General features: G+C 71.7%; 9 protein-coding genes. 6 read left to right on the top strand and 3 right to left on the bottom strand.

All coding sequences use genetic code 11. The annotated features are described in order from the left end of the window. Positions 1–18: 18 nt before the first annotated feature. Positions 19–792: an IclR family transcriptional regulator gene (locus ACIQHQ_RS03010; RefSeq protein WP_402609469.1), complete on the top strand. Its 774-nt coding sequence runs from the start codon at positions 19–21 to the stop codon at positions 790–792. After that, on the top strand, positions 789–1637 hold the full coding sequence (locus tag ACIQHQ_RS03015; RefSeq protein ID WP_402609471.1) for an SMP-30/gluconolactonase/LRE family protein: 849 nt from the start codon (positions 789–791) through the stop codon (positions 1635–1637). Before ACIQHQ_RS03010 ends, ACIQHQ_RS03015 begins: the two co-directional genes overlap by 4 nt. An 89-nt stretch (positions 1638–1726) precedes the next feature. On the opposite strand, the gene ACIQHQ_RS03020 is transcribed toward ACIQHQ_RS03015, so the two are convergent. The 3 genes from ACIQHQ_RS03020 to ACIQHQ_RS03030 form a co-directional block, all read right to left on the bottom strand. Beyond that, positions 1727–3127: an NAD(P)/FAD-dependent oxidoreductase gene (locus ACIQHQ_RS03020; RefSeq protein ID WP_402609473.1), complete on the bottom strand. Its 1401-nt coding sequence runs from the start codon at positions 3125–3127 to the stop codon at positions 1727–1729. A gap of 783 nt (positions 3128–3910) precedes the next feature. Continuing rightward, positions 3911–5125 carry an MAB_1171c family putative transporter gene (locus tag ACIQHQ_RS03025; protein WP_402610609.1) on the bottom strand — a complete coding sequence of 405 codons (1215 nt, stop codon included), beginning with the start codon at positions 5123–5125 and terminating at the stop codon, positions 3911–3913. An 11-nt stretch (positions 5126–5136) separates the two neighbouring features. Continuing rightward, positions 5137–5748 carry a toxin-antitoxin system, toxin component family protein gene (locus ACIQHQ_RS03030; protein WP_402609475.1) on the bottom strand — a complete coding sequence of 204 codons (612 nt, stop codon included), beginning with the start codon at positions 5746–5748 and terminating at the stop codon, positions 5137–5139. A 246-nt stretch (positions 5749–5994) separates the two neighbouring features. Between ACIQHQ_RS03030 and ACIQHQ_RS03035 the strand changes: the two genes are divergently transcribed. The 4 genes from ACIQHQ_RS03035 (at position 5995) to ACIQHQ_RS03050 (ending at position 11343) form a co-directional block, all read left to right on the top strand. Further along, positions 5995–7344, top strand: coding sequence for an extracellular solute-binding protein (locus ACIQHQ_RS03035; RefSeq protein WP_402609477.1), 1350 nt, complete (start codon positions 5995–5997; stop codon positions 7342–7344). Beyond that, a complete protein-coding gene (locus tag ACIQHQ_RS03040; protein ID WP_402609479.1) occupies positions 7341–8279 on the top strand; it encodes a carbohydrate ABC transporter permease in 939 nt (312 codons plus the stop codon). Before ACIQHQ_RS03035 ends, ACIQHQ_RS03040 begins: the two co-directional genes overlap by 4 nt. Beyond that, positions 8276–9133, top strand: a complete 858-nt coding sequence (locus tag ACIQHQ_RS03045) for a carbohydrate ABC transporter permease (protein ID WP_402609481.1) — start codon at positions 8276–8278, stop codon at positions 9131–9133. The genes ACIQHQ_RS03040 and ACIQHQ_RS03045 overlap by 4 nt, the downstream gene beginning before the upstream one ends. Positions 9134–9828: 695 nt before the next feature. Next, positions 9829–11343, top strand: coding sequence for an alpha-N-arabinofuranosidase (locus tag ACIQHQ_RS03050; protein WP_402609483.1), 1515 nt, complete (start codon positions 9829–9831; stop codon positions 11341–11343). Positions 11344–11359: the final 16 nt, after the last annotated feature.

Consider the following 11359-nt stretch of genomic DNA (forward strand, 5'->3'; position numbering starts at 1 on the left):
TTAGGGAGGGGGCCGGTCGTGGGACGCCTCGTACCAGCCGTGACCCGGGCTCTCGACATTCTCGAGCTCTTTCTCGACGGGGACGGGACGCTCTCCGCCCCCGACATCGTGCGCAAGCTCCAGCTGCCGCGCACCACCGTGCACGAACTGGTGACCACGCTCGCCGCCCGGAAGTACATCGTCCCGATGCCGGGCCAGCCCGGACGCTACCGGCTCGGTGTGCGCCCGTACCAGCTCGGCGCCCGCTACGCCGAGCAGCTCGACCTCGCGGCCGAGGGACAGCTGGTCGCCCGGTCCGTCGCCGAGACCTGCGACGAGACCGTGCACGTGGCGATCCTCGAGGACACGGACGTCATCTACATCGCCAAGGTCGACTCCACGCACGCCGTGCGGATGGTGTCGGCGGCCGGGCGCAGGCTGCCCGCCCACTGCACCTCCGTCGGCAAGATGCTGCTGGCCTCCCTTCCCGAGCCGGAGCTCACCGCGCGCATCCCCGACGACGCCGAGCTGGTCGGGATGACCCCCAACAGCATCACCGACCCGGGCGCGCTACGCGAGGCCCTGGCCGAGATCCGGGAGCGCGGCCTCGCCGTGGAGAACCGCGAGTCCAACCCGGACGTCTCCTGCGTGGCCGCACCGGTCCGCGACCGGACCGGGCAGGTCGTCGCCGCCCTGTCGATCTCCGTGCCCATGATCCGCTGGAGCGAGGAGCGCCGCGCCGAGCTGGAGCAGCTCGCCGCCAAGGGCGCCGCCGAGTTGTCCGAGCACCTCGGTCACCGGAGCCTGGCATGACGAGGCCGTACGAGGTCGCGGTGCGGGCCGAGGCCGAGCTCGGCGAGGGTCCGACCTGGGACGCGGCGGCCGGCCGGCTGTTGTGGATCGACATCCTCGGCGCGCGCGTGCACACCTACGACCCGGGCACCGGGCGTCGCACCGTCCGCCGCACGGAGCAGCACATCGGCGCCGTCAAGCCGCGCGCCGGTGGCGGGCTCGTGCTGAACCTGCGCGACGGGATCGGCCTCCTCGACCCGGACGGCGGCTTCGGCTGGCTCCACCACGAGCCGGTCCCCGGCCGCCGTGCCAACGACGCCGTCGTCGCTCCTGACGGCGCGCTGTGGGCGGGCACCATGCGCTACGACGAGGCCCCGGGGGGCGGGACGCTGTCCCGTGTCACCGGCGACGGCTCGGTCAGGGTCGTGCTTGACGACGTGGCCGTCAGCAACGGCACGGGCTGGAGCCCCGACGGGCGGCTGATGTACTACATCGACACCCCGACCAGGCGGGTCGACGTCTTCGACTACGCGGACGGCCGGATCTCCGGGCGGCGGACCCTCGTCGAGATCGAGGAGGGCGCGGGCTTCCCCGACGGGTTGACCGTGGATGCCGAGGGGTGCGTGTGGGTCGCCGTGTGGCAGGGCTCGGCGGTGCGGCGGTACACACCCGGCGGCGAGCTGGACCGGGTGATCGAGCTGCCGGTTCCGCTGGTGACGGCGTGTGCGTTCGGCGGGGCCGGGCTGACCGACCTGTACGTGACGACGGCTCGTGTGGGCCTGACCGAGCCGTCCGCGCTGGCGGGCTCCCTGTTCGTGGTGCCGGGGGCGGGCAAGGGACTGGTCCAGCCCGCGTTCGCCGGCTGACGGGGGACGCGGAACGAAGGCGGCCGGGCACCCGGGACGTCCGCACGTGAGGACGCCGACGGGCGCGGACCGGACCGGTCGCCCCTGTCTCAGCGTCCCGTCCGGTCCAGCCGCCGCAGGACCGCCCGCTCCTCCTCCGTCAGCGGCGCCCCCACCGCCGCCGGCAACGGCGGCCCGCTCAGCGTCGCCAGCACCGTCGAGGGCCGCAGCAGCCGCGTCGGCCGCGCCGTCATGCTCATCACGTCCCAGACCGCCGACGCCGCCGGGTACGAGCCGGTGGCCGCGCGGATCATGCGGCGGGTGTAGGCGGTGACCAGACGGTCGGCGACCCCGGGCGAGCCCCCGCGCGTCCCGGGGTACCAGAGGTCCTGGCTCACCGCCATCGTCCACGCGGCCTCCACCGGCCTGGCCGCCCGCCGCTGCACACGCCGGGCGAGCCCGGGCTCGCCGAGGCCGGACCTTCGCAGCTCCCGGTCCAGCTCCCGGGCACCCAGCGCGGCCACCGACATGCCCTGCCCGTAGGCGGGGTTGAAGGTGGCCAGCGCGTCACCGAGGACGACGAGGCGCTCGGGCCAGGAGCGCACCTTCTCCAGGTACCGGCGGTGATTGCTGGTGCTGCGGCTGACATGGACCTCGGTGAGCGGTTCCGCGCCGGAGATCAGCCGGCCCACGATGGGGTCGGGCAGGTCCAGGGTGTAGCGGAGGAACGCGTCCGGGTCGGACGGCGGTTCACCGCCGCCCCGCGTGCCGGCGAGGCTGACCATCCAGCGGTCGCCCTCGATCGGCAGCACCATGCCGCTGCGCCCGGGCCGTCCCTGATACGGATCGGCCTGCACCATGGTCAGGGGGAAACGCCCGGCCCCCTCGGGAGTGCGGTAGAGACGGGTGGCGTTCACCAGGCCGGCGTCCACCGTCTTCTCGCGCACGTCGTCGACGCCCAGCCGCGCCAGCCACGTCACGATCCGCGAGCCGCGTCCGCTCGCGTCCACCACGAAGTCGGCGGCGAGTTCCTCGTCCCCGGCGGCGGTCGAGAGGCGAACCCCGGTCACCCGCTGCCGCGACCCTGTCAGCTCCAGCACCCGCGCTTTGCGGATGACCACCCCGGTGTTGTCCAGCACGGCGCCCCGCACCGCCCAGTCGAGCAGGGCCCGGGTGCAGGTCAGCATCCGCGGTCCGGGGTGACGCCAGCGCCGGAACCAGCCCTCGGGCGTGAGAGCGACCATGCCCGAGCCGAGCGGGATCTCGTGCGCACCGGCGGCGAGCAGATGCTTGCGCATGCTCACGCCCGGCACCAGCTCCTCCATCGGGGCCAGGCCGCCGGCCATGAGGAGATGCGCGTGACGTCCCTGTGGCAGGCCCCTGCGGTGCTCCGGCCCCTCGGGCAGATCGTCCCGGTCGAGCACGACCACCTCGTCCGCGACGGCGGACAGGGCCGCCGCGGCCAGCATGCCGGCCAGACCCGCACCGATGACGACAGCTCTACGCGACATGCGACTCCTCGCACTCAGCCATGAAGGCTCCCCCGCCCTGAGGGCATTCCCCGACGTCCGGCCACGGCCGTGCGGCGGACAACACCGGCCGCCGGCACCGGTTTCGAGCCATGCGGGCCCCGTTCCGGACGGCTCTCACCGTACCTTCACGTACCGTGCGTGCGGCCCCCTGTACGGGTCTCGTCCTTGAATTCGACCGTCCGCGACGGACCCGGGGGACCTGCGGGACCTGTCGGACCCGGCGGACTCGGCGGGACCGGTGGGCTCGGCGGACCTGGCGGACTGGGCGGAACCGGGGGGCCTGGCCGGGCTCGGCGGGCCTGGCGGACTCGGCGGACCTGGCGGACTCGGCGGGACCGGTGGGCTCGGCGGACCTGGCGGACTGGGCGGAACCGGGGGGCCTGGCCGGGCTCGGCGGGCCTGGCGGACTGGGCGGAACCGGGGGGCCTGGCGGGCTCGGCGGACCTGGCGGACTCGGCGGAACCGGCGGACTCGGCGGGCCTGCCGGACCTGGCGGACTGGGCGGGACCGGGGGCCTGGCGGGCTCGGCGGACCTGGCGGACTGGGCGGAACCGGGGGGCCTGGCGGGCTCGGCGGACCTGGCGGACTGGGCGGAACCGGCGGACTCGGCGGGCCTGCCGGACCTGGCGGACTGGGCGGGACCGGCGGGCTCGGCGGACCTGCCGGACCCGGCGGACTCGGCGGGCTCGGCGGACCCGACGGGCGCCGTTCGCGGCCGGACTCCGCACCCGTAACCGCCGGAGGCAGTTTCGGGGGACCTGGTCAGCCGGTGAGCGACCTGCCGTCCGTGTGGTCATGCGCCAGGGCGCGGATCGCCCGGAGGTCCTCCGTGCGGCGCAGCGCCCGGGACACGGCGCCGATCTCGCGCAGCAGGTCCGTGGTGTCACGGGCACCGGTTCCGTCGCCCTCCCGGGTCCGGTTCCCGGCGTCGGCCGCGTCGAGGATCGCCGCGGTGGCGCCGAGTGCCTTCGCCAGGTCGGGCGGATGGCCGAGGGCGAGGGCGGCCTCGTGGAACCGTTCGCGCCGGTCCTCGTCGATGTGCCGGGCGAGCGGCAGCAGCACGTCGCGGATGAACGTCTCCCGGCGCACCAGTCGCAGCTCCGGCGCAGCCCGCAGCAGGAACGGGACCCCTTCGCCGTTGACCGTCTTCATCAACTGGTACAGCGGCCGCAGTTCGTGATGGGCGAGCCGGACGTGCCAGCGCCCGTGCAGGTACTGACCGGCGTGCGGGAGGATGAAGCCGACCGCGATGAGCACGGCGGACAGGCAGGCGAGCGGCGGGGCGACGGCCGTGCTCAGCCAGTCCACGTTCCGCCCGGACCAACGGGCCACCACGGCGCTGATCTTGGCGGCGTCGAAGAACAACTGCGCCGCGTAGCCGACGCCGAGGAATTTCAGCCCCCAGCGCAGCAGCGAGTCGAGCCCGTCCGTGCGCACCCAGTTCCAGATCAGCCCGTTGGTGACCAGCGCCGCCACGGTGTGCGCGAGCAGGTAGAGCACGATCACTTCGCGCATGTACGGAGTGTTCGCGTAGTACGTGTCGAGATCCCGCAGCCGCTCCACCGGCACGTCCGCGAGGGCGAACAGCACCCACATCGCGACGATCACACCCGAATAGACCGCCACGACCCCGCGCATCGCGCGCCGGGTGCGCTCCGACCGGTCGGACAGGCCGTTGCGCCAGGAGATGATCAGCAGCAGGCAGAAGGCGCAGAACGCGGTGAGCAGCGAGTAGACCCAGGGCCCGGAGATGTTCGCCACCCCGGTGAGCCGGTTGACCCGGGCGATCGTCGACGGTGCCACGAACACGAACACCGCGCAGGCGAGCAGCAGCAGCCCGCCGACCGCGCGCAGCATCGGGTCCTTCCACAGCCGGATGATGCTCGGCAGCTTGATGGCCAGGGCGGCGGCCAGCACCCCCGTGGGGATCCACCAGAAGTTCGGGTAGAACTGGTTGACGAACTCGACCGGGGTCATCGCCACCGTCCTCACGGTGCCGCACCTCCTCGCGGCCCCCGGTAGCCCAGCGACCGCTGCACGGGTTCGAGGGGGACGTCCGGCCCGCGCCCACCCGGCAGCAGCGCCCGGCACCCCGCCGCCAGCCGCAGTCCGAAGGTGTCGGCATCGGCCTCGTCCCGTTCCCGGGAACCGTTGCGGGCGGACACCGCCAGCGCGCCGTCCTCCCACCCCGGCCCGTCGGCGAACGCATGGGCCGCCGCCGCGCCCGCCCCCCGGTGATGCCCGTGCCCCGCGTGCAGATGCCACAGTTCGTGACCCAGGATGACCAACTGCTGCACCGCCTCCGCCCGTTCCTCGACGATGACCAGGTCGAAGTCCTGGAACTCCACCCACAGACCGGTCACTTCGATCTCGTCGGGGAAGCACTCGAACCGCAGCTGGATGGGCCGTCCGCCGCGCCGCCTGCTCATCTCCTCGCACAGCGCCCGGCACAACGACCGTACGTCGGTGGGGTGCTCCGGTCTCTTCCGGACCGCGGTGGCGAGCTCGGCGGCCAGGCCGCGCATCGCGGAGCCACTGCGTGAGCGTCTGAGCGCGGCGGTGACTCGGGCGGCTCTCATCCGCGCGCCCGCGATGTCCATCGCTCCCCCTTCTCGCCGCCGGCCGGCCTGTCGGCGGGTCCGAGACTACGCGCCCGAAAGTGTGCGCGTCATGCGATCCGGTGCCCGATGTTCAACGCGGAACGACCGTTCCCGACCTGAATGTCCGGGACCGAAAGGGAACCGGACCATTGACGCGCAAGCGCTTCGAACTTACGGTCCCGTTCGAAGTAACGAGCGGCATCCGAAATACCGGACGGTACTGGTCATCAATCGTAAGGGCAGGGCATGGGACGACCTGACCTGAACCGCAGACAACTTCTCGGCGGGCTCGGCGGACTCTTCGTCGCCGGCGGCTTCGGCTTCGCCGCGCTCGGCACCGGAGCCGACGCGCTCGCCTCCAGCGCCGACACACGCGTGCGCTACTGGAACCTCTTCAGCGGCGGCGACGGCGCCAACATGATCGCGATGCTGGACGCCTTCCGTGAGGCGAACCCCCGCATCGACGTGAAGGACTCCACGCTCCAGTGGGGCAACCCCTTCTACACCAAACTCGCCATGGCGGCCGCGGGCAACCGCGCCCCCGACCTCGGCGTCATGCACCTGGGCCGGGTACCCGGCTTCTCGCCCGGCCGCCTCCTCGACCCCTGGGACGTCGGCCTGCTCGCCAAGTACGGCGTACGGGAACAGGACTACAACCCCACCCTGTGGAAGCGCGGCGTCATCGACGGCAAGCTCTACGCCCTCCCACTCGACATCCACGTCCAGCTCTGCTTCTACCGCAAGGACGTGCTGAGGAAGGCGGGGCTGCTCGGCGACGACGGCCGGATGATCCCGGTCACCTCCACCACCGAGTGGTTCGACGTCCTGAAGAAGGCCGGACAGGCGCAGAAGAAGGGCCTCCAGACCATCGGCCTGTGGACCAACGACCAGAACTTCCAGTGGTGGTTCTTCGTCGCCTTCTACACCCAGCTCGGCGGCACCTGGTTCGACGAGGCCCACACCGAGGTCACCTTCGACACCGACAAGGCCACCCAGGTCCTGGAGTTCCTGCGCCGGCACGTCACCGACGGCTATGTCGTGCCGGGCGCCCCCACCGGCGAACAGTTCGTCAACGGCGCCCCCTTCACCTGGGAGGGCAACTGGTCGGTGCCGGTCTTCTCCGGCGCGAAGCTGGATTACGGCGCCACCCCGCTGCCGCCGGTCTTCGGCACACAGGCCACTCACGCCGAGTCGCACGCCTTCGTCCTGCCCCACCAGGCGGACCGCGGTGGCTCCGCCAACGAGGGCGCCCACGAACTCGCCGCCTACGTCGTCAAGCACGCCCTCCAGTGGGCGGCCGGCGGCCACATCCCCGCCTACACGCCCACGCTCTCCACGGCCGCGTACAAGAAGCTCACCCCGCAGAACGAGTACGTCAGCGCCATGGACCACCAGGCCGCCGAGCCGAAGGTGTGGTTCGCGGGCTCCACCGGCGTCCTCGCCCAGGACCTCGGCCCGGTCGTCGTCTCCTCGACCATGGGCTCCGCCAAGCCGGCCGCGGTCGCGCAGCGGATGAAGAGCCGGCTCACCAGGCTCCTCGCCTCGAAGAACCCGATGGACGGCAGGACCGCCGCGCAGGGAGGTGCGGTCGCATGACGACCAGCGCTCAGACCGTCGTCGCACCGGCCCGGGCGAGGACCGCCACCGTCACCGCGACCGTCCGCCGCAAGCAACGGTTCCAGCACGGAGGCTGGTTCGTCGCCCCGTTCCTGGTGCTCTTCGCGCTGTTCGTGATCTGGCCGCTGCTGCGCGGCCTCTACCTCAGCTTCACGGACGCCAACATCACGGGCGAGCAAGCGAGCTTCGTCGGCCTCGACAACTACCGCGAGGCGCTGAAGGACTCGGCGATGTGGGACGCGCTCGGCCACAGCGCGTACTTCACGCTCCTCGTCGTCCCCTGCATCACCCTCCTAGCCTTCCTGCTCGCGATGCTCGCCCACACCATCGAGCGCGGGAAGTGGCTGTGGCGGCTGTGCTTCTTCACGCCGTTCCTGCTCCCGTCGACGGTCGCGGCCAACATGTGGCAGTGGCTGTTCACCCAGGGCATCGGCCTGTTCAACGAGACCTTCGGGCTCGACACGCCCTGGCTCACCGACAAGTCGTACGCCATGCTCGCCATCGTCATCACCACCCTGTGGTGGACGGTCGGCTTCAGCTTCCTGCTCTACCTCGCCGCCCTCCAGGGCATCCCCGCCCACCTGTACGAGGCCGCGAAGCTGGACGGCGCCAACGCCTGGCACCGCATGGTCCACATCACCCTGCCGATGCTGCGCAACATCACCGGCCTGGTGATCGCGCTCCAGATCCTCGCCTCGCTCCAGCTGTTCGACCAGGCCGTCGTGATGATGGACTTCGGCCCCGGACCGGAGCTCAGCACGCGCTCCTTCGTCCAGTACACCCTCGAACAGGGCTTCACCAGCTACCGCGTGGGCTACGCCTCCGCGATGTCCGTCATCTTCTTCGTGATCATCGCAGCCGTCGCCCTGGCGCGGATGTGGCTGCTGCGCAACCGAGCGGAGGTCACCCGATGAGCAGCACCCGGATACGGCTCAAACCCCGCAGTTCCTGGACGCCCGGCCAGATCGTCCTGACCGCGCTCGGCGTGGCCGTCTCCGCCGCCTTCATGGCGCCGATCGCCGCGGCCCTGCTCACCTCGCTCAAGTCCGAGGCCGAGGCGGCCGAGATCCCGCCGCACTGGCTTCCGAAGGACTGGACGGGCCAGGCCTGGAAGGCCCTGTTCGAGACCGGCAACATCACCAACTGGTTCGTGAACTCCCTCGTCGTCTCCGTCTGTGTGACGTCCGTCGTGCTGTTCGTGAGCGCCCTCGCCGGCTACGGCTTCGCCCGCACCGAGTTCCGCGGCAAGAACGTCCTGTTGGGCGGGGTCATGGCGGGCCTGATGGTCTCCCCGGCGGTCCTCGGCGTCCCTCTCTTCACCACCGTCCAGCAGATGGGGATGGTCGACACCTACTGGGGCATGATCCTTCCGCAGTGCGCGCCGGCCGCGATGGTCTACATCCTCTACAAGTTCTTCCAGGGCGTCCCCCGGGAGCTGGAGGAGGCCGCGTTCATCGACGGCGCCGGCCGCTGGCGGGTGTTCTTCACCATCGTCCTGCCGCTCTCGCGCCCCTCCCTCGCCGCGGTCGGCATCTTCACCTTCATCGCCTCGTGGAACAACTTCCTCTGGCCGTACATGGTGACCAACAACCCCGACCTGATGACCATGCCGAACGGCATCGCGACCGTCATGAACTCCTACGGCATCCAGTGGGCCCAGCTGATGGCCGGCGGGCTGATGGCGGGCCTGCCGCTGATCATCGTGTTCGTCTTCTTCCAGCGCCAGATCGTGGCGGGCGTCGCCCACACGGGCCTGGCGGGGCAGTGACCGTGCGCGGCACGCTGTCCGCAGTCGCCGCGGCCACGCTCTGGCCCTGCCGCCCTCCACGGCACAGACGGCCGGGACCTACCCCGGCCCGCGCACCGGGCCGGCAGATCATCCACGGCCCGACGGTCTCCCGGCTGACGTCCGGCGGCCACGCCGCCTACTCCACCGGCGGCGTCATCGGCGCCCGTCCGTCGAAGGACGGCCGGCACCGGACCGACGCCGGCAACGCCTTCGCCGGGCCCCCGGCCCGGTGGCGGGAGTGCAACGACAAGGCCGGCCCCTGGGCCCCGACCTCTCCCGGCGCGACGGCCGCCACTCCTGCCTCGTGGCGTCCTACGACGCCTGCCGCCAGGGCATGCGCTCCACGTACCGGATCAGGCCGGCAGGCCGGAATCGATCACCGGCCCGTACGTCGACGGCACGGACAAGCCGATGCCGGAGGGCGGCGGCGACCTGGTGCCGGAGGGCCACGGCCGTTGCATCGGCACGGGCGGTGCGTCGGTCTTCAGGAGCAAAGGTAAAGATGTCCTGGCATACCACTACCGCGACGCGGAGGACGAAGGGACCCCGAAGCCGGGCCTGAATCCCCTGCGCTGGACGAGAACCGGCCGGCCAGTCGCCCTCTGAGGGGCGCGGGGAACCGAGCGAGCACCCACCGACCACCCGCAGACCGATCCGAACCCCGAAAGGCGAACATGCACACCGCCCGCTTCACCCTGGACCCCGCTTTCACCGTCGGCGAGGTCAACCCCCGTCTCTTCGGCAGCTTCGTGGAACACCTCGGCCGCTGCGTCTACACCGGCGTCTTCGAACCGGGCCACCCCACCGCCGACGACAAGGGACTGCGCCAGGACGTCCTGGACCTCGTCCGGGAACTCGGCGTCACCGCCGTGCGCTACCCCGGCGGCAACTTCGTCTCCGGATACAAGTGGGAGGACTCCGTCGGCCCCGCCGAGGACCGCCCCCGCCGCCTCGACCTCGCCTGGCACTCGACGGAATCCAACCGCTTCGGCCTCTCCGAGTACATCGACTTCCTGCGCAAGATCGGCCCCCAGGCCGAGCCGATGATGGCCGTCAACCTCGGCACGCGCGGGGTCGCCGAGGCCCTCGAACTCCAGGAGTACGCCAACCACACCTCGGGCACCGCCCTGTCCGACCTGCGCGTCTCCCACGGCGACAAGGACCCCTTCGGCATCCGGCTGTGGTGCCTCGGCAACGAGATGGACGGACCCTGGCAGACCGGCCACAAGACGGCCGAGGAGTACGGCCGCCTCGCCGCGGAGACGGCCCGGGCCATGCGCCAGCTGGACCCCGGTGTCGAGCTGGTCGCCTGCGGCTCCTCCAGCCAGTCCATGCCGACCTTCGCCGAGTGGGAGGCGACGGTCCTGAAGGAGACGTACGACCTCGTCGACTACATCTCGCTGCACGCCTACTACTGGCCCGAGAACGGCGACCTCGACTCCTTCCTCGCCTCCGCCGTCGACATGGAGTCCTTCATCGACAACGTCGTCGCGACCGCCGACCACGTGGGCGCCCGGCTCAAGTCGAAGAAGCGGATCAACCTCTCCTTCGACGAGTGGAACGTCTGGTACCTGCCCGAGTGGGAGGCCCGCGCCAAGACCTTCGAGCAGGACGACTGGCCCGAGGCCCCCCGCCTGCTGGAGGACAACTACAGCGTGATGGACGCGGTCGTGTTCGGCTCGCTGCTCATCGCCCTGCTCCGGCACGCCGACCGCGTCACGGTCGCCTGCCTCGCCCAGCTCGTCAACGTCATCGCGCCGATCATGACCGAGCCCGGCGGCCCGGCCTGGCGGCAGACCACGTTCTTCCCGTTCGCTCAGGCCTCACGGTACGGCCGCGGCCAGGTCCTGGACGTCCGCGTGGACTCCCCGAAGCACGAGACGAAGAAGTACGGCGAGACCGACCTGCTGCACGCCACCGCCGTGCGCGCCGAGGACGGCACCGTCACCGTCTTCGCCGTCAACCGCAGCCGCACCGACGCCCTGCCGCTCGAAGTCGCCCTAAGCGGCCTCGACCTGGCGCGGGTCGTCGAGCACAGCGCCCTCGCGGACGCCGACCCCGACGCCCGCAACACCCTCGACGACCCCGAGCGGGTCGCCCCCCACCAGGTCGACGGCACGGCCCTCCAGGACGGCACCCTGAACGCCGTACTGGAGCCGCTGTCCTGGAACGTGATCCGGCTGGCGTGACGGGCGGACCGGTCGA

This window comes from Streptomyces sp. NPDC092370 (assembly GCF_044755265.1).
Lineage (GTDB): Bacteria > Actinomycetota > Actinomycetes > Streptomycetales > Streptomycetaceae > Streptomyces.

What these genes read in the sequence shown, in the direction of transcription:
- ACIQHQ_RS03045 (WP_402609481.1), top strand. Translation starts at nt 8,276, where the DNA reads ATGAGCAGCACCCGGATACGGCTCAAACCCCGCAGTTCCTGGACGCCC.
- ACIQHQ_RS03020 (WP_402609473.1), bottom strand. Translation starts at nt 3,127, where the DNA reads ATGTCGCGTAGAGCTGTCGTCATCGGTGCGGGTCTGGCCGGCATGCTG.
- ACIQHQ_RS03040 (WP_402609479.1), top strand. Translation starts at nt 7,341, where the DNA reads ATGACGACCAGCGCTCAGACCGTCGTCGCACCGGCCCGGGCGAGGACC.
- ACIQHQ_RS03025 (WP_402610609.1), bottom strand. Translation starts at nt 5,125, where the DNA reads ATGACCCCGGTCGAGTTCGTCAACCAGTTCTACCCGAACTTCTGGTGG.
- ACIQHQ_RS03015 (WP_402609471.1), top strand. Translation starts at nt 789, where the DNA reads ATGACGAGGCCGTACGAGGTCGCGGTGCGGGCCGAGGCCGAGCTCGGC.
- ACIQHQ_RS03030 (WP_402609475.1), bottom strand. Translation starts at nt 5,748, where the DNA reads ATGGACATCGCGGGCGCGCGGATGAGAGCCGCCCGAGTCACCGCCGCG.
- ACIQHQ_RS03050 (WP_402609483.1), top strand. Translation starts at nt 9,829, where the DNA reads ATGCACACCGCCCGCTTCACCCTGGACCCCGCTTTCACCGTCGGCGAG.
- ACIQHQ_RS03035 (WP_402609477.1), top strand. Translation starts at nt 5,995, where the DNA reads ATGGGACGACCTGACCTGAACCGCAGACAACTTCTCGGCGGGCTCGGC.